Here is a 16,637-nt window from a genome sequence, read left to right as displayed (position 1 = left end):
ATGACCGCAGCGGGTGCAGCGGATGCAGCGGGTGAAGGCAAGCCGCGGCGCATCGTCGTTGCGATCACCGGCGCCACCGGCGCGGTCTATGGGGTCCGCCTGGTACAGATACTGGGCGCCGCGCCTGGCGTGGAGGCCCATCTGCTGATCTCGGCGGCGGGCGTGATGAACCTGCAGCACGRACTCGACATCAGCAAGGCCGAGGTGGAAGCCTTTGCCCAGGTGGTCCACAACGTGCGCGATATCGGCGCCACCATTGCCAGCGGCTCCTTTGCCGCCCATGCGATGGTGGTGGCGCCCTGCTCCATGCGCACGCTCGCGGCCGTGGCGCATGGCCTGTCCGACAATCTCATCACCCGCGCCGCGGATGTCACGCTCAAGGAGCGCCGCAAGCTGGTGCTGATGGTGCGCGAAACGCCGTTGAACCTGGCGCACCTGCGCAACATGACCGCCGTCACCGAGATGGGCGGCATCATCTTTCCCCCGGTGCCCGGCTTCTACCAGAAGCCGCAAAGCGTGGCGGAACTGGTCGACCACACGGTTGGCCGCGTACTGGACCTGATCGACGTGCCGCAAACGCTGGCGCCGAGCTGGGCTGGACTCAACGGCCAGGCCTGACAAACGCGGTTAACCTCGCTCTGTCCCGTGTCAGCCCGTGTCAGCCCGTGTCAGCCCGTGTCAGCCCGTGTCAGCCCGTGCAACCGCTCTCGCTTCAACGCCAGTAGCGATAGCGGCGGCCGCCGCCATAGTAGCCGCCGCGATAGCCATAGTAGCCACCGTAGAAGCCAGGGGCTACCACCACCGGCGGCGCAGCATAGACCGGCGCCGGTGCCACTGCGACCTCTGCGCCCCCATAGCCGTAGCCGGGATAAGCCGGGTAGACCGCACATCCGCCAAGCATGGCGGCGCCAACCATCGCGAGTCCCAACATCAACGTCTTCATCTCATCGTCCTTGTGGCTTGTTTAGCCTTGGTTTAGCCATAAGAACGTTATACGGGGCGGTTTAGTAATACAGGGTCAACCTGCTGTAACCCTTGTTACGAATCGCAACGTTTGGATGAACGTAAAGGACTCGGGCCTCAAACCTCAAACCGCACCCCCTGCGCCAACGGCAGCGTATCCCCATAGTTCACGGTATTGGTAGCGCGCCGCATATACCCCTTCCAGGCGTCCGAGCCGGATTCACGCCCGCCGCCAGTCGCCTTCTCACCACCGAACGCACCGCCAATCTCCGCCCCGCTGGTGCCGATATTCACATTGGCAATGCCGCAATCGCTGCCGCTTGCCGACATGAAGCGTTCCGCCTCGCGCAGCGACTCGGTGAAGATGCAGGACGACAAGCCATGCTCCGACGCATTGTTCAGCGCGATGGCTTCGTCCAGCTTGGTGTACGGCATCACGTAGAGAATCGGCGCGAAGGTCTCGCTCAGCATCGTCTCGTGCTGGCGATCGGTCAGCACCAGCGCGGGCCGCACGTACTCGGCATTGGGGTACTTTTCTGCCAGCACGCGCTCGCCGCCGTGCACGATGTTGCCATGCCCGCGGCAGCGCAGCAGCGCGGCGGCCATGGCGGCACCCGCGGCGCCATCGATCAGCGGACCGACCAGCGTTGTCTCGGCCAGCGGATCGCCCACCGGCAGGCGGCCGAACACCTGGATCAGGCGCGTGGTGACGGCCTCCAGCACATCGACATGCACGAAGGCGCGGCGCAGCGACGTGCAGCGCTGCCCGGCCGTGCCCGCCGCCGCGAAGGTCATGGCGCGCACGGCGAGTTCGAGATCGGCCGAGGGCGCGACGATCGCGGCGTTGTTGCCACCGAGTTCCAGGATGGCGCGCTTGAACCGCTCGGCGCAAGCGATGCCCACGGCGCGGCCCATGCGGGTGGAGCCGGTGGCGCTCACCAGCCGCACAGCGGCGTGTTCCACCAGATGCTGGCCCAGCGCCGGGCCGCCCGCGAGCACGGTGGCGATACCAACGTGCTGTGGCGCGGCAATCTCCAGCACGCCGTCAAGCAAGCTCTGCATGGCCAGCGCGGTGAGGGGCGTTTTCTCCGACGGTTTCCAGATCACGCCATTGCCGCACACCAGCGCCAGCGCCGCATTCCAGGCCCAGACCGCCACGGGAAAGTTGAAGGCCGAGATCACGCCGCACAGGCCATAGGGATGCCAGGTCTCGCGCATTGCATGCTGTGGCCGCTCGGAGGCGATGGTAAGGCCATGCAACTGGCGCGACAGGCCGACGGCGAAGTCGCAGATGTCGATCATCTCCTGCACCTCGCCTAGCCCTTCCTGCAGGATCTTGCCGGCCTCCAGCGAAACCAGCTCACCAAGATGCTTCTTGTGTTCGCGCAGCACTTCGCCAAAGCGCCGCACCACCTCGCCACGCACTGGCGCGGGCACCAGCGCCCAGCTGGCTTGCGCTACGCGGGCGCGCTCGATGCGCGCATCGGCCTCGGCAAGGCTGCAGGCGGGCAGGTGCCCGAATGCCTCGCCGTCGATCGGCGAGCGCACCGGCAAGGCGCCGGTGGGGCCTTCGCCGCCGCGCCACGGCGGCGTCAGCCCGATGGCCTGCCAGCAGGCCGCGAATTCCTTTGCTTTCATACCGTTGCCTCTTGAAGCGGATGACGGGTGTAGTGTCGGCCAAAACGGTTGGCCAGGAAAACGTCCAGGGGCATCGCCTCTTGCGCAATGAAGCCGGCCTGTGGCAGCTCGCCATTGGCAACCAGGTCCAGCGCGGTGCAGATGCCGGCCGCCGTGGTGAGCTGGATCGCATTGACGTGGCCGTCAGCCGTTTGCGCGCCACCGATGCGCACCGAGAACGACGCCTGGGTCAGCGGGCCGCGCCCGCCCTTGCCAACGCCGGCGGCATAGCCGGTGGCGTTGGCGAACACGATCACCACGTCCTGCTGCGTGGCGGGAATCGCGCTCTCGAAGATCTCCCGCATCCAGTCGCGGCGCTCGCGCAGGCGCAGATCGTTGAGCAGGAGCTTCATCACCGCGCAGTGGCCGGGATAGCGTATCGACTTGTAGTCCACGTCGCGCGCCCGGCCCGCCAGCGTCTCGGGCAAGGTGCCAAGCCCTCCTGACGTATTAAAGGCCTCGTACTCGATGCCGTCCAGCGCGAAGCTCTCCAGCCCTTCCAGCGCCGGCACTTCCACGCGGCGGCCGTTGACGATGGCCTCGCAAGGGTTGCAGTATTCGTTGATCAGGCCTTCGGTGCTCCAGGTCAGGTTGTACTTGAGCGCATTGCTCGGGTAGCGCGGCAGCGCGCCAACGCGCATCTTCAGGTCCAGCAGTTCGCCGCCGCCGCGCAGAAAGCGCTGGGCGAGGTCATTGCCGACCACGCCGATAAAGCCGGGCGCCAGCCCGCATTGCGGCATCAGCACAGAGCGCGCGCCCTCGGCCACGCGGCGAATGGCGTGGGTGGCGGCAACGTCTTCGGTCAGGTCGAAGTAATGCACGCCGAGCCTGGCCGCTACCGTGGCCACGCCGACCGCGGCATGGAATGGCAGTGCGTTGAGCACGGCCTGCGCGCCGCCGAGCAGCCCGGCGCAATCCTCGGTCTGGTCCGGGTCGCCGACGCGCACGGCGATGCCCTCCGGCACGCCCTCGAGATGGGTGGGCTCACGGTCGATCAGGGTCACGCGGTAGTCGCCGCTCTGATGCAGCATGACGGCGATGGTGCGGCCGATCTTGCCCGCGCCCAGCACGACCACGTGCATCGGCGTCTGCCTGCCTTGACGAACCGGGGCGGCGGGCGGCCCGGCTTGGGTGTTCCGTCCAGTTTGGTCGAGATGGCCGGTTGGCGTGATGCAGGTCATGATGTCCCTCGTGGAAGTGGTTCAGCGGAGTGCGGCCATGGCTGAAGTATGGTTGCGGGCACAGTCAGAATGAAGGAACAAGATTGACGAAAAGGCCTCACAATCAAACGATTCGGCAAGATAAACGTTCGAATCGACGAACCACATGCTTTTGACCTGTCCGCCGCCCCTAGCCCCCTCTAGCCGCCCCTAGCCCGCCCATGACCGAACTCGACCAGACCGACCGCCACCTGCTCTCCCTGCTGCAGGCCAACGCGCGAGAGAATGCCGCCAATCTCGCGCGCAAGCTCGGCATAGCCCGCACCACCGTGGTGGCGCRCATTGCGCGGCTGGAGCGCGATGGCGTGATCGCCGGCTACGGCGTGCGGCTGGGCAAGGAAATGGAAGACAACGCTATCCTGGCGTTCTGCGGCATGTCGGTGATGCCCAAGAGCGCGCCCGCGGTGGTACGGGCGCTGCAGCGCTTTCCCGAAATCGAGGAGCTGAACTCGGTCAGYGGCCCGGTGGACTACATGGCGGTGATCCGCTGCGACACCCATGCCCGGCTGGACAAGCTGCTGGACGAAATCGGCGCGCTGGATGGCGTCAACCACACCACCACCTCGATCGTGCTGGCGCGCAAGATCGACCGGCGCCGCGCCGCGGGCTGAGCCAGCGGCGCGCGCGCAATAGGCTTATGCTGCACAACCTGGCAGCCAGCCCGGCGCAGTTGGGCACCCCGAAATCCATCCAGATCAGGAGAGCAAGACGATGAGCAATCGCATTCGAGTCGCCGTAGGCGGCGTGACCGGCTGGGCCGGCGGCGAACTGGCGCGCGGCGTGGCGCACGCGGACGACATGACGCTGGTGGCCGGGCTGTCGCGCGGCGCGGCCGGCCAGGCCCTGGCGGCGCTGACCGCGCACAAGGGCACGCCTGGCGTGGCGGTGGCCAGCATCGATGAGCTGGCGCAAGGCGCCTTCGACGTTTATGTGGAATACACCAAGCCGGACATTGCCAAGCGCAACATCCTGCAGGCGCTGGCCAAGGGCGCGCACGTGGTGGTGGGCACCTCCGGGCTATCCGACGAGGACTATGCCGAGATCGATGCCGCCGCGCGCCAGGCCGGGCGCGGCGTGCTGGCCTGTGGCAACTTTGCCATTACCGTGGTACTGCTGCAGAAGTTCGCAGAGATGGCCGCACGCCACCTGGAACACTGGGAAATCATCGACTACGCCAAGGCCGGCAAGATCGACGTGCCCTCCGGCACCGTGCGCGAGCTGGCTTATCGGTTGGGACAGGTCCGCGAGGCCAAGCAGGTGGTGCCCATCGACCAGGTCAAGGGCCCGAAGGAGACGCGTGGCACGACGATGTCCGGCAGCCAGGTGCACGCCGTGCGCCTGCCGGGCTATCAGTTGGGCGTGGAGGTGATCTTCGGCGCCGACGGGCAGCGCCTGCACCTGAAGCATGAGTCCGGCGACGGCTCCAAGCCCTATGTCTCGGGCGCCCTGCTGGCGATCCGCAAGGTGCATACCTTGACCGGGCTGGTGCGCGGGCTGGACAAGGTGATGGAAGGGCTTTGAGGGCTTTGAGGGCCTTTGCGGCGCGCGGCGCACCGCATCGCCACAAACGCTACCAGCCGCCTTCCTTGCCCTTCTTTTCCGCGGCCTTGCCGCCGGGCGCCGCTTGCGGGGCGGACGCCGCCTTGGGGTTGAGCTGTTGCGCCATCGCGTTGTCCTGGTTGGCCATCAGGACGCGGGCCTGGGGCAGCAGCAGTTCGATGGTGCCGGTATTGGGATCCTCCGGAATGGCGTAGAGCTCCACGGTCAGGGGCTTTTTCATCCAGCCGGCGTGGACACTGGTGATGGGCTGGCCGGCCTTGTCTTTCATTTTCACCTGCTCGGAACGAAAGGGCTTGCCGTAGCGCGCGGTCAGGCTGTCCACCACGGCTTTCTCGGAGCGGATGCCGTCGGTCGGCACGATCAGCCCGACCAGGGCACTGCGGTCGACAAAGGCCACCACGTGGGGACCGTCCATGAAGGCAGGCCGCTTGTCGCGCGGCACGCCAACCTGGCGCATCACGCCGTCGCCACGCACTTCGACGCACAGGCCGGTCACGTCGCGGCCGTCAGGGGTGCGCTTGTCGGCGCAATCAGGCAGCGTGGGCAGCGGGCTGCCGATCTCCAGGCTATCCATCATCGGCGCCAGTTTGTCGGCGGCACCATCGTTGGGGGCAGCGCCAGCCCAAGGCGAAATCAGCAGCAGGCTGGCAACAGCCAGCCCGGCGAGGGGGTATTTCATCCAGACTCCTGAGATAAGCTCCAAATTGGAGCGCCCCCTACGCGCGTGGTTCCTGCCACCCGCCACAAGATGGCATGCAAGCACACTGCCGGGGGTTAATGCGTCATATTCATCACCGCGCTGGCCATCACCGCCAGCACCATCAGCAGCAAGCCCCACAGCAGCAGGCGCGGCACCCGGCTGGGCGGCAACGGCCGCCGTGGCGATCGTGCCGACGACGGTAACGGCGCGCGCTGGCGGGTATGGCCATGCAGGCCACGCGTGTGCCAGACGGTGTCCGGCCCGAGGTCGCGCAAGGCAGTGCCTTCCTTGCCCTGCGGCTTGCGCGGACTCTGCGACTGCGGCTGCGGGCGTGGTGCGCCGTCACTGCCTGGCGGTCGTTTTGTGGCCATCTGTGCTCCCCGGTTCGTCGTGCCGGCGCGGATCCTCATGTGCCGCCGGTACACAGCGCCGGGTGCATGGCCCGGGCGCCGCCCATGGTAAGACAAAGCGGCACCGGGCACCATGGCCACGGCTTCTCCTTATGTAGCGGGAGCCACTTTCCGTGTGGCTGCAAGCGCCTCGCGCCGGAAAGCATGGCCCACTTGGTGATAGAACGGGTGCGGGCAGAACTGGCGAGCCAGGAACGAGGCTAGCAGCGACGACGCCAGCAGGAACAAGGTGAGGTCCTGCGAGCGCGTCATCTCCATCACGATCACGCTGGCGGTGATGGGCGCCTGGGTGGCGGCGGCCAGGAAGGCGGCCATCGACACCAGCGCCAGCACGCGTGGCTCGGCCATGCCGCCGAAGAGGTGGCCGACCCAGTCCGCCACATTGGCGCCGATGCCGGCACCGATGGCCAGCGACGGCGTAAAGATGCCACCGGGAATGCCAGCGAAATACGAGACCACGGTCGCCGCCAGCTTGGCCAGGCCGAACCACAACGTGGCGTGCGGCTCACCGTTGATCAGGCCGGCGGCCTGCCCGTAGCCGGTGCCGAAGGTGGCGCCCCCGGTGGACCAGCCGATCGCCGCGGCCACCAGGCCGCACAGGAACGCCACCTGCACGGGATGCTGCATTGGCCAGGCACGCAGCCGTGCCGGCATCAGCGCGGGCACGCCGCCGGTCAGCAGCTTGGCAAACAGCCCGCCCAGCGTGCCGTTGACCAGGGCGCACAGCAGTACCGGCCCCCAGGCATCGTGCAGCGCGAGGATCGGCGTCTTGACGCTGAAATAGGGATTGTTGCCAAGGATCGCCAGCGAGAGGAAGCCGGCGGTCAGCACCCCTGACAGCACCAGCCGGTCCCAGCGCACGGCAGTGCCGCGGCCGAGTTCCTCGATGGCGAACACCACGCCCGCCAGCGGCGTATTGAAGGCGGCGGCAAGGCCCCCGGCAGCGCCGGCGGCGATCAGCGCGTTAGGATGAAAGCCGATGCGAAAGCGCAGCTTCTCCTGGCACCAGCGCCCCCAGGCGAGCATGGCCGCGGCGCCTACCTGCACAGATGGCCCTTCGCGCCCGATGGAGGCGCCCGCCAGCAGCCCGCCGGTGGTCAGCAGCACTTTCCACATGGACTGGCGGAACGACACCAGCAGGGTCTGCGCCGGCCCCGCCGGGGGCAGGCCGAATGAGGCAATTACCTGCGGGATGCCGCTGCCGCGCGCCTGCGGCGCCAGGCGGATGGTGAGCCAGCGCAGCGCGGCCAGCCCGAACGGCAGCAGCACGAAGGCCAGCCAGGGCGTGGCCGCTGTCAGGTGCGCGTTCCAGCGCAGGGCCACCTCGGCAATCCAGGCGAAGATCAGGGAAAACAGCGCTACGCAGCCGGCGCCGCACATGAAGACGGCGTAGCGTAGCGTGGTGCGGGAGATACGCCACATCTGGCGCGATTTGCGGCCCGCGGCCATGTGAGCGCGGCGGCGCAGCGCGCGCAGCCGGTTGCGCTCGGAGCCCCGCCCGGGAACGTTGTCAGGATCGGACGGCTCGGGATCTTGGCTGCGATTTGGCGTGACTTCGTTCATGGAGCGGCAGGCGTGGGCGAAGAAACGCCGTGACAAGCCCGAGGGCCGGATTCATCACGGCGTGATGGAACTATACGCCGATCGCCGCCAGGCATGCCGCGCGCAAGGTGCGCGCCAGAGGCTCCTGGCTCAGTCCAGGCTGATGTTGTTGGCGCGAATGACCTTGCCCCAATGCTCGCGATCCGCCTCGATGTAGCGGTCGATCTCGGCCTGGGTGCGCGGCGGCTGGATCACCAGTCCCAGTGCGCTGAAGGTCGCCCGGAAATGCGGATCCTTGAGGACCTGCGCCGCCGCGGCCTGCAGCTTTTCCACCACGTCCGGCGGTGTCTGCGCCGGCACGGCGAGCCCGAACCAGGTTGCGGCCTGGAAGTTGGGATAGCCGCTCTCGGCCACGGTCGGCACATTGGGCAGCACTTCCAGCCGGGTGCGGCCGGTGACCGCCAGCGCGCGCAGCTTGCCGCCCTTGATGTGGGGCAGCGACGTGCTGACCACGTCCACCATCAGTTGCACATCGTTGGCGAGCAGCGCCGAGAGCGCCGGCGCGCTGCCGTTGTACGGCACATGGGTGACCGAAATCCCGAGCTCGGTCTTGAGCATTTCGGTAGCGAGCTGCAGCGCGTTGCCCAGGCCGACCGAGGCGTAGTTGAGCTTGCCGCCGCTGGCCTTGGCGTAGGCAGCGAACTCGCGGATATTTGCAGCCGGCACCTGGCTGTTGGTCACCACCACCAGCGGCGCCTCGGCGCCAACGGTGAAGATCCGGAAGTCGCGCGGCGGATCGTAGGCGATCTTCTTGTAGAGCATGGGATTGAGCACCATGCTGCCGTTGGTGGCAAGCACCATGGTGTAGCCATCGGCGGGTGCGCGCGCCACGCTTTGCGTGCCGATCATGGTGGCGGCGCCGGGGCGGTTCTCCACCACCACCGTCTGCTTGAGCACGCGGCTCATGCCATCGGCCAGCCCGCGCCCGAACTGGTCGGTGGAGCCGCCCGGCGTGTAGGGCACCACCAGCTTGATGGGGCGGTCGGGATAGGCGGCAGCGGCCAGTTGCGAGCAGGCGAAGACGGCGGCGCCGGCCCAGGCGCGCCATCCGGTTTTCCAGCTATGCATTGCGTAGTCTCCTTGGTTTTCTTGACGTCTGGTGTTCGGTACTCGGTACTCAGCACTCGATGCTCGGTACTCGGTGCGGCTCAAACCCGCCGCGTGCGCCCTTCCCAGTACTTGTCGCGCAGGCGGCGCTTGGCCAGCTTGCCGGTATCGTCGCGCGGCAGCAGCGCCTCCACCACGATGGTGCGCGGCACCTTGAAGCCGGACAGGCGCTGGCGCAGCCAGTCGATGATGGCGCCCTCTTCCAGCGTGGCACCCGCCACCGGTTGCACCATGGCCAGCAGCCGCTCGCCGTATTCGTCGTCCGGTACGCCGAACACCACGCAGTCGGCCACGCCGGGATAGCGCACCAGTTCGTGCTCGATCTCGGCCGGGTAGATGTTCACGCCGCCGGAGATCACCATGTCGGAGGCGCGGTCGCAGATGAAGAGGTAGCCGTCGGCGTCCAGGTAGCCCATGTCGCCCAGGCTGACCAGGCCGTCGCGGTCGATGGCACGGCGGGCAGCCTCGTTGTTGCGATAGGTGAAGTCCGGGTAGGCGGGCTGGCGCACATAGACCAGGCCGATCTCGCCGGGGGCGCAGGCAACGCCCTGCTCATCCAGGATGCGCACCTCGCCCTGGTCGACCGGGCGCCCCGCCGTGCCGGGCTTGGCCACGGCGTCGGCCGGCGTGGCCACAGTAATCATGCCCGCCTCGCTTGAAGCATAGGTTTCGTGGATCACCGGGCCGAACCAGTCCAGCATGGCGCGCTTGACCTCGGGCGCGCACGGCGCCCCGGTCGAGGCGACAAAGCGCAGCGAGGACAAGTCATAACGGGCGCGCACTTCGGGCAGCACCTTGAGCATGCGCACATACATGATCGGCACCAGGTACAGCACGTCGATGCGGTGCTTCTCCACCAGCGCCAGCACCTGCTCCGGATCGAAACGCGCGCACAGCACCAGGCGCTCCCCGAGCTGCAGCGCATTCTGGATGAACACGCCCGGCGCGCTGTGGTACAGCGGCGCGGCCATCAACGCGCGCGTGCCCTGCACGATGCCCATGGTCTGCGCCACCACCGAGCGCATGCGCGCAAGCTGCTCGTCCAGCATGGCCAGCGGCGGCGCGGCGCGCAGCACGCCCTTGGGGCGGCCGGTGGTACCGGAGGTGTAGGCCATGTGGCCGCGCGGCGCGACCCGCGGGCCGTCGTAGGGCTGCTGCTCGGCAAGCCAGCGCTCATAGCCGGTCGCGCCCGCGGGRCTGTCCTGGCCCGGCGCCGTCACCGCCAGCACCTGTACGCCTGCGGGCACCACCGCGCGCACGCCGTCCAGCAGGTCGGCGCTGACGATCAAGGCCCGGGCGCCGCTGTCGGTCAGCAGGAAGCGGATTTCTTCCGCGGTGAAGTGCCAGTTGATCGGGCAGTAATAAGTGCCGGCCGTGCGGCAGGCATGCACGATATCGGCAAACACCGGGTCATTGCGCAGCAGCACCGCGACCACGTCGCCTTCGCCCAGGCCAAGCGCGCGCAAGCCGCCGGCCAGGCGCGCGCCACGCTCGCTCAGTTCGGCCCCGGTACGGTGGATGTCTTCAAACAAGAGGTCAGCGGCCATCAGTTGTCTCCAGCCTGGCTAGGCTTGGTGGTAGAGCTGGTCGGGACCGGTGCGTTGACGGTGCGCCCGGCACGATCGGCGGCGTTCCTGGCCGCGATGCGCTCGCGCGCGGCTTGCCATTCGGCATCGCCCCAATCCAGGTACTGCTTGAAATAAGCGCCGTTGGCAAGGTAGTCGCCGCCATCCAGCGCAATGGTCTGTCCGTTGATCCACGAGTTGTCGCGAGCCAGCAGGAAGGCGGCCAGGTTGCCGATGTCCTGCGGCCGGCCGATGCGGCCCGTGGGGTTCTGGCCGCTCATCGCGTCTTGCTGCGCGTCCTGCGGACGCAGGCGCGAGCCCGCGCCTTCGGTGGGGATCACGCCCGGCGCGATGGCGTTGCAGCGGATGCCGTGGCGGCCCCACTCCACGGCCAAAGACTTGGTCATGGCATCCACGCCCGCCTTGGACATGGCGGACGGCACCACGAAGGGCGAGCCGGTCCAGACCCAGGTCACGACGATGGACAGGACCGAGCCGGGATGGCCGTCGCGGATCCAGCGCTTGCCCACGGCCTGCGTGGTGTAGAAAGTACCGCGGAAGACGATGTCGGAGATGGCGTGAAAGCCGTTGGGCGACAGGTCCTCGGTGCGGCTGATGAAGTTGCCTGCGGCGTTGTTGACCAGGCAATCGAGCGGGCCGTGCCGGGTCCAGATGGTCTCGATCATGGCGTCGACGGCAGCCGCGTCGCGGATGTCCACCGCGTGGGTCACGACCTTGGTGCCGTGCTGGTGGCGCAGCATCTCGGCGGCCTCGTCAAGCACCGCCAGCCGGCGCCCGCACAGGTGCAGCTCCGCCCCCAGCCCCGCCAGGCGCTCGGCCATGATCAGGCCCAGCCCGGTGCCGCCACCGGTGATCAACACGCGCTGGCCGGCGAAAAGATCGTTCTTGAACATGGTGTCTCCTGCTTGTTTTAGGGCGGCGTCACGCCTGCCTGGCCCCGCCTTGGCTATCCGGCAGGACATGGCCACTGTAGCCCCGGTTCCCGGCATCGACAATTCCCTTGCAGCGACTCACAATGTTGCGCCATACGCGACAATTCTCCATGGATTCCCGGATGGACCTCAACCTGATCCAGGCCTTCGTCGACATCGTCGAAGCCGGCAATTTGTCCGAGGCGGGGCGGCGGCGCGGTGTCACGCGCTCGCAGGTCAGCCGCCAGCTGCGCGAATTGGAGCACCAGGCTGGCGCGCAGTTGCTGCGCCGTACCACGCGCCGGCTGGAGCTGACCGAGGCGGGCCGCTCGCTGTACCAGCACGGCCTGCGCATCCTGCAGGAAGTGGCGTCCGCCCAGGCGGAGATCGACAGCCTGGGCACCACCCTGCGCGGCCACGTGCGCGTGAGCGTGCCGACCGGGCTGGGCGACACCTTCCTCGCGCCGCTGCTGCTGGAATTCACTGGGCAGCATCCCGGCATCTCGCTACGGGTGTTCTTTGCCAACCGCGTGGTGGACCTGATCGCCGCGGAGATCGACGTGGCGCTCAAGGTGACTTCGCAGCCTCCGCTGGACCACGTGGCGCGCGATATCTGCGCCATCGACTGGCAGCTCTGCGCCTCGCCCGGCTACCTGGCCCGCCACGGCCCGCTGCAAACCCCGGCCGACCTGGCGCGCTGCCAGTTCCTGTGCCCGCCCTACCCCGCCCGGCGCTTCGTGCTCACGCTCGACCGCGGCGAGCAGCGCGAGGAGGTGGAGCTAAGCCCGCACCTGCAGTCCGAGCACTTCCCCTTCCTGATGCGCGCGGTACGCGACGGCCACGGCGTGGGCCTGCTGCCCGTCTACGCCGGCTGGGACGATGTGCGCGAAGGCCGCCTGGTGCCGGTGCTGACCGAATGGAAACCGGAGGGATTGGGCAGCCGGCTCTACATCATCACCACGCCCAACCTGCATCCGTCGATGGCCACGCGCACCTTGATCGACTTCCTGCGCGAGCGGATTCCGGCGCTCGATGTCTTCAGCGCCCCGGGCGGCGCCGCTTTGTGCGCACCGTAGTCCCCGCATGCCGCTTGCAGCGCGCCAGCAAACTTTCAAATTGCAAGTTAAGATGCGCCGAACTGGCTTGCAAAACGAAAGTAAAAATCCAAGCCAACCCTGCAAGCCGCGCGAGAGGAGACCATGGGACATACCGACTTTGCCAGCATGCCTTGCCCGATTGCCCGCTCGATGGCGGTGCTGGGCGAGCGCTGGGCCATTCTTTTGCTGCGCGAGGCGTTCTACGGCAGCACCCGCTTTGACGAGTTCCAGCGCCACCTGGGCATCGCGCCCAACATCCTCAGCGCGCGCCTGAAGACGCTGGTGGAACACGGCATGCTGGAGCGCGTGCCGGCGCCCGACGGTGCGCGGCATGTCTACCACCTCACCGGGAAAGGCCGCGACTTCTTCCCCGCCTTTGTGGCGCTGAAGGCCTGGGCCGACCGCTGGATGACCGACGAGCGCGGCCCGCTCACCTTGCTGCAAGACAAGCACACCGGCGCGGAGATCGCCGCGCCGGCGCTGGCCCGCCCGGACGGCAGCCCGCTGACGCTGGACGACCTGCGCGTGGCTCCGGGCCCCGGCGCGGGCAGCTATTTGCGGCGGCGCTTTGGCGCCGCTGGCGCTCAGCAAGCCGCGGACGAGCAACTGACAGGCAAGACGGAGTCCAGCCATGAATGAGCCGCAAGCCAATCCCATGGCCGGCGCCGCGATGGCGTCAGCCGCAGCAGCAGCCGCACCCATTGCCACCCCCGCGCACCCGCTGATGCGCGAACTGATGCGCCGCATCCTGCTGCTGGCCGCGCCCACCAGCCTGATCGCCTTCCTGCAGGCAGGCGCGCAACTGATCGAGACCTGGCTGGCGGCGCGCCAGGGCACGGCGGCGCTGGCGGGCTGGGCGGTAGTGCTGCCCTTTGCCTTGCTGCTGCAGCAGATGTCGACCGGCGCCATGGGCGGTGGCGTGGTGGCGGCCATCGCCCGCGCGCTGGGCGCCAACAAGCGCGAGGAGGCCTCGTCGCTGGTGCTGCACGCGCTCATCATCGCGGTCACGGCGGGGCTGGCGTTTGCCGTGGCGATGGCCGGCTTCCCGCGTGGCATCCTGGGCGCGGTCGCGGGGCAGACCGCGGCGGACGCGGCCGCCGCGTATGCCGTCTGGCTGTTCGGCGCCGGCGCGGTGCCGGCCTGGCTGGCCAACACGCTGGCTTCGGTGCTGCGCGGCGGTGGCCGCCATGCGCTGGCGGCGCGGGTGCTCTCGCTGATGTGGATCGCCTTCCCGGTGCTGGCCTGGGCGCTGGCCGAGCCGGTGGGCATGGGCCTGGCCGGCATTGGCGCGTCGCTGGCAGCGGTGTCGTGGGCGGCGGCGCTGGCCATGGCCTGGGTGGTGCTGCGGGGCGGCGCGGGGTTCGTGCCGATGCTGCGTATCCGTCCGTCACGCGCGCTGTTCACACGTATCCTGTCGGTGGGGCTGGTGGCCTGCGCGCTGGCCTCGGTGGCCAACCTGTCCACGATCCTTGTGACCACCCAGCTGCGCCACTATGGCACCGCCGCGGTGGCCGCGTACGGCATCTCGGCGCGGCTGGAGTTCCTGATGATCCCGCTGGCGTTCGGCGTGGGCTCCGCGCTCACCGCGCTGGTGGGGCGAGCAGTCGGCGCCGGCGACTGGGCTACCGCACGCCGCACGGCTTGGGCCGGCGCGCTGATGGCGCTGGCGGTGGCCGGCGCGGTGGGTGCGGTGGTGGGACTGGCGCCGGATGCCTTTGCCGGGTTCTTCACCAAGGATGCCGAAGTGGCAAGCATCGCCGCGCGCGCGCTGTCCTGGGTCGCACCGGCCTTCGGCGGCTTCGGGCTGGGCATGGCGCTGTATTTCGCGTCGATGGGCGCGGGCCGCATGGGCTGGCCGATTGCGGCCGGCATCTCGCGCATCGCACTGGCCGCCGGCGGCGGCTGGCTGCTGGCGAACGTCGCGGGCATGGGCCTGGACGGGCACTTCCTGGGCGTGGCGCTGGGCATCACCGCTTACGGCGTGGTGACGGCGTTCGGCGTGCGCGGCGCTAACTGGTCGGCGCGCTGAGCCTGCGTGGGCGGCGCACGCGGCCCGCTCAGCGCATCACGGCGCGCGCGTTGCTGCCCAGCCCGGCATCCCTGACCTCGGCCGGCACCGCCTGCCATCCATCGCCCAGCGACTTGTACAGGACTGCCGTGCCGTTCAACACATCGACCTGCCCCTGGATCGCGGCGAGCTGCGCATCGAACACGGTCTTGCCCCTTGAATCTGCGGGCCGGGGGCCTCACGTACGCCTCCGATGCGCAAAACGGAAAAGAGGCTCGGAGCCGACAATTCCAGGATGCCCGCCACACTGTCACAGCGTCGCGGCATCGCGGCATCGCGGCATCGCGGCGTCGCCGGAATGCTCTAAAACAATATCAATGCTGGAAGCATCCGGCCCCGACTCTCACACCCTGGAGGTGGCATGCCCCCTCGCACCACCGTATTCGTCGCCGCCCTCGTGGTTGGCCTGCTGCACGGCTATATCGGGCTGCGCCTGTTGCCCGACATGCCTGTGCCTTTCGCCATCAAGGCGCTGGCCGTAGCGTGGCTGACGCTGTCGTGGCCGCTGATCCCCGCAGGCCTGCTGGCGCGGCGCCTGGACCAACCGTGGTCCGATGCGCTGACCTGGATGGGCATGCTGGCCATGGGGTTCTTCTCTTCCTTGCTAATACTGACGCTGGCGCGCGACGTCGTGCTGCTGGTGAGCGCGATGGCCGGCTGGCACCCGGCATGGCTGCTGCCCCGCACCGCCGCCGCGGTGCCTGTGCTGGCGCTGCTGGTCACCGTGATGGGATTTTTCAATGCGCGGCGGCTGGCGCAGGTGGTCGAGGTGGAAGTCCCCATCGCCGGCCTGCCTGACTCGCTGCACGACTTCACCATCGTGCAGATCAGCGACATCCACGTTGGCCCCACCATCAAGCGCGCCTACCTGGAGCGCATCGTCGCCCGCGTCAACGGGCTGGCCCCGGACGCCATCGCCATCACCGGCGACCTGGTCGACGGCACCGTGCGCGAACTGTCCCGGCACACCGCCCCGCTAGGCGACCTGAAGGCGCGCCATGGCACCTACTTTGTCACCGGCAACCATGAGTACTACGCTGGCGCCGAGCCGTGGATCGCGGAGCTGAACAGACTGGGCCTGCGCGTGCTGATGAACGAGCATGTGGTGATCGGGGAAGAGGAGGAAGCGCTGGTGCTGGCAGGCGTGACCGATTTTTCTGCCCACCGTTTCGACGAAAGCCACCGCAGCGACCCGGCGCGCGCGCTGCATGGCGCCCCGGCGGTGGTAGCCGCGCGGGTGCTGCTGGCGCACCAGCCGCGCACGGCGCCGGCGGCATCCACCGCGGGCTTCGACCTGCAGCTTTCCGGACATACGCATGGCGGCCAATTCTGGCCCTGGAACCTGTTCGTGCCGATGCAGCAGCCTTATACCGCCGGTTTGAACCGGCATGAAGCGATGTGGGTGTATGTGAGCAGGGGGACCGGGTATTGGGGGCCGCCCAAGCGGTTTGGGGCGCCGTCGGAGATTACTAAGTTGAGGTTGGTTAGGAAGTGAATGAGGGGTTGTGCAACATCAGCTGCAACTGCAACTGCAGAATCAAATTCAAATTCAAGGGCTTAACTGCAAATTCAACTGCAGTTTCACCTCCCCTGCGGGGCGGCGACCTACTTTTTTGTCTTGCCAAAAAAGTAGGCAAAAAAGGCGCGCCGGATGGGGCGACACCCCCTCGGGATTTCACGAAAAGAGCGGCCGGGACCCAAACTCGCATCGCCTTAAGGCGATACTCAGACATGGG

Annotated in this window: 17 protein-coding genes; 7 read left to right on the top strand and 10 right to left on the bottom strand. The window is 68.1% G+C overall.

Features of this window, described 5'->3' with window-relative positions; all coding sequences use genetic code 11:
* The gene (locus AB4061_RS32130; RefSeq protein WP_441640252.1) at positions 1-618 is read left to right on the top strand and encodes a UbiX family flavin prenyltransferase; all 618 of its coding nucleotides are present in this window, start codon (positions 1-3) and stop codon (positions 616-618) included.
* 94 nt (positions 619-712) lie between these two features.
* On the opposite strand, the gene AB4061_RS32125 is transcribed toward AB4061_RS32130, so the two are convergent.
* The 3 genes from AB4061_RS32125 to AB4061_RS32115 form a co-directional block, all read right to left on the bottom strand.
* Positions 713-943 (bottom strand): hypothetical protein, encoded by a 231-nt coding sequence (locus tag AB4061_RS32125; protein WP_441640251.1) that lies wholly within the window; start codon positions 941-943, stop codon positions 713-715.
* 137 nt (positions 944-1,080) lie between these two features.
* Entirely contained in the window at positions 1,081-2,601 is a 1,521-nt protein-coding gene (gene amaB, locus AB4061_RS32120) for an L-piperidine-6-carboxylate dehydrogenase (RefSeq protein WP_441640250.1), read from the bottom strand.
* Positions 2,598-3,722, bottom strand: a complete 1,125-nt coding sequence (locus tag AB4061_RS32115; RefSeq protein ID WP_441640281.1) for a saccharopine dehydrogenase C-terminal domain-containing protein — start codon at positions 3,720-3,722, stop codon at positions 2,598-2,600. The genes amaB and AB4061_RS32115 overlap by 4 nt, the downstream gene beginning before the upstream one ends.
* A gap of 299 nt (positions 3,723-4,021) precedes the next feature.
* Here AB4061_RS32115 and AB4061_RS32110 point away from each other — a divergent pair, with 299 nt between their 5' ends.
* Together AB4061_RS32110 and dapB are read left to right on the top strand one after the other, a co-directional pair.
* Positions 4,022-4,471, top strand: a complete 450-nt coding sequence (locus AB4061_RS32110) for an Lrp/AsnC family transcriptional regulator (RefSeq protein WP_441640249.1) — start codon at positions 4,022-4,024, stop codon at positions 4,469-4,471.
* Positions 4,472-4,571: 100 nt separating this feature from the next.
* A complete protein-coding gene (gene dapB / locus AB4061_RS32105; RefSeq protein ID WP_441640248.1) occupies positions 4,572-5,381 on the top strand; it encodes a 4-hydroxy-tetrahydrodipicolinate reductase in 810 nt (269 codons plus the stop codon).
* 49 nt (positions 5,382-5,430) lie between these two features.
* Here dapB and AB4061_RS32100 read toward each other — a convergent pair whose 3' ends face one another.
* The 6 genes from AB4061_RS32100 to AB4061_RS32075 all read right to left on the bottom strand — a co-directional run bounded on the left by AB4061_RS32100 (position 5,431) and on the right by AB4061_RS32075 (position 11,718).
* Complete coding sequence (locus tag AB4061_RS32100) at positions 5,431-6,099, bottom strand: hypothetical protein (RefSeq protein ID WP_441640247.1); 669 nt, start codon at positions 6,097-6,099, stop codon at positions 5,431-5,433.
* A gap of 95 nt (positions 6,100-6,194) precedes the next feature.
* A complete protein-coding gene (locus AB4061_RS32095; protein ID WP_441640246.1) occupies positions 6,195-6,491 on the bottom strand; it encodes a hypothetical protein in 297 nt (98 codons plus the stop codon).
* Positions 6,492-6,620: 129 nt separating this feature from the next.
* Positions 6,621-8,093, bottom strand: coding sequence for a chloride channel protein (locus tag AB4061_RS32090; protein WP_441640245.1), 1,473 nt, complete (start codon positions 8,091-8,093; stop codon positions 6,621-6,623).
* A 129-nt stretch (positions 8,094-8,222) separates the two neighbouring features.
* A complete protein-coding gene (locus tag AB4061_RS32085; protein WP_441640244.1) occupies positions 8,223-9,200 on the bottom strand; it encodes a Bug family tripartite tricarboxylate transporter substrate binding protein in 978 nt (325 codons plus the stop codon).
* Between the two features lie 80 nt (positions 9,201-9,280).
* Entirely contained in the window at positions 9,281-10,786 is a 1,506-nt protein-coding gene (locus AB4061_RS32080; protein ID WP_441640243.1) for an acyl-CoA synthetase, read from the bottom strand.
* Positions 10,786-11,718, bottom strand: coding sequence for an SDR family oxidoreductase (locus tag AB4061_RS32075; RefSeq protein ID WP_441640242.1), 933 nt, complete (start codon positions 11,716-11,718; stop codon positions 10,786-10,788). The genes AB4061_RS32080 and AB4061_RS32075 overlap by 1 nt, the downstream gene beginning before the upstream one ends.
* Before the next feature lie 161 nt (positions 11,719-11,879).
* Between AB4061_RS32075 and AB4061_RS32070 the strand changes: the two genes are divergently transcribed.
* The 3 genes from AB4061_RS32070 (at position 11,880) to AB4061_RS32060 (ending at position 14,862) form a co-directional block, all read left to right on the top strand.
* A complete protein-coding gene (locus AB4061_RS32070) occupies positions 11,880-12,812 on the top strand; it encodes a LysR substrate-binding domain-containing protein (protein ID WP_441640241.1) in 933 nt (310 codons plus the stop codon).
* Positions 12,813-12,935: 123 nt separating this feature from the next.
* Positions 12,936-13,472: a winged helix-turn-helix transcriptional regulator gene (locus AB4061_RS32065; RefSeq protein WP_441640240.1), complete on the top strand. Its 537-nt coding sequence runs from the start codon at positions 12,936-12,938 to the stop codon at positions 13,470-13,472.
* Positions 13,473-13,503: 31 nt separating this feature from the next.
* Positions 13,504-14,862: an MATE family efflux transporter gene (locus tag AB4061_RS32060; RefSeq protein ID WP_441640280.1), complete on the top strand. Its 1,359-nt coding sequence runs from the start codon at positions 13,504-13,506 to the stop codon at positions 14,860-14,862.
* Positions 14,863-14,890: 28 nt separating this feature from the next.
* Here the strand turns inward: AB4061_RS32060 and AB4061_RS32055 are convergent, their stop codons facing one another.
* Complete coding sequence (locus AB4061_RS32055) at positions 14,891-15,046, bottom strand: hypothetical protein (protein ID WP_441640239.1); 156 nt, start codon at positions 15,044-15,046, stop codon at positions 14,891-14,893.
* Positions 15,047-15,262: 216 nt separating this feature from the next.
* Here AB4061_RS32055 and AB4061_RS32050 point away from each other — a divergent pair, with 216 nt between their 5' ends.
* On the top strand, positions 15,263-16,396 hold the full coding sequence (locus AB4061_RS32050; RefSeq protein WP_441640238.1) for a metallophosphoesterase: 1,134 nt from the start codon (positions 15,263-15,265) through the stop codon (positions 16,394-16,396).
* Positions 16,397-16,637: the final 241 nt, after the last annotated feature.

This window comes from Cupriavidus sp. YAF13 (genome assembly GCF_052113425.1).
Classification (GTDB): Bacteria; Pseudomonadota; Gammaproteobacteria; order Burkholderiales; family Burkholderiaceae; genus Cupriavidus.
Note: the sequence above shows the minus strand (reverse complement) of the source record. Positions and strands in the feature narration are given on the sequence as shown.

What these genes read in the sequence shown, in the direction of transcription:
- AB4061_RS32070 (WP_441640241.1), top strand. Translation starts at nt 11,880, where the DNA reads ATGGACCTCAACCTGATCCAGGCCTTCGTCGACATCGTCGAAGCCGGC.
- AB4061_RS32085 (WP_441640244.1), bottom strand. Translation starts at nt 9,200, where the DNA reads ATGCATAGCTGGAAAACCGGATGGCGCGCCTGGGCCGGCGCCGCCGTC.
- AB4061_RS32095 (WP_441640246.1), bottom strand. Translation starts at nt 6,491, where the DNA reads ATGGCCACAAAACGACCGCCAGGCAGTGACGGCGCACCACGCCCGCAG.
- AB4061_RS32075 (WP_441640242.1), bottom strand. Translation starts at nt 11,718, where the DNA reads ATGTTCAAGAACGATCTTTTCGCCGGCCAGCGCGTGTTGATCACCGGT.
- AB4061_RS32125 (WP_441640251.1), bottom strand. Translation starts at nt 943, where the DNA reads ATGAAGACGTTGATGTTGGGACTCGCGATGGTTGGCGCCGCCATGCTT.
- AB4061_RS32100 (WP_441640247.1), bottom strand. Translation starts at nt 6,099, where the DNA reads ATGAAATACCCCCTCGCCGGGCTGGCTGTTGCCAGCCTGCTGCTGATT.
- AB4061_RS32050 (WP_441640238.1), top strand. Translation starts at nt 15,263, where the DNA reads ATGCCCCCTCGCACCACCGTATTCGTCGCCGCCCTCGTGGTTGGCCTG.
- AB4061_RS32115 (WP_441640281.1), bottom strand. Translation starts at nt 3,722, where the DNA reads ATGCACGTGGTCGTGCTGGGCGCGGGCAAGATCGGCCGCACCATCGCC.
- AB4061_RS32060 (WP_441640280.1), top strand. Translation starts at nt 13,504, where the DNA reads ATGGCGTCAGCCGCAGCAGCAGCCGCACCCATTGCCACCCCCGCGCAC.
- amaB (WP_441640250.1), bottom strand. Translation starts at nt 2,601, where the DNA reads ATGAAAGCAAAGGAATTCGCGGCCTGCTGGCAGGCCATCGGGCTGACG.
- dapB (WP_441640248.1), top strand. Translation starts at nt 4,572, where the DNA reads ATGAGCAATCGCATTCGAGTCGCCGTAGGCGGCGTGACCGGCTGGGCC.
- AB4061_RS32090 (WP_441640245.1), bottom strand. Translation starts at nt 8,093, where the DNA reads ATGAACGAAGTCACGCCAAATCGCAGCCAAGATCCCGAGCCGTCCGAT.
- AB4061_RS32065 (WP_441640240.1), top strand. Translation starts at nt 12,936, where the DNA reads ATGGGACATACCGACTTTGCCAGCATGCCTTGCCCGATTGCCCGCTCG.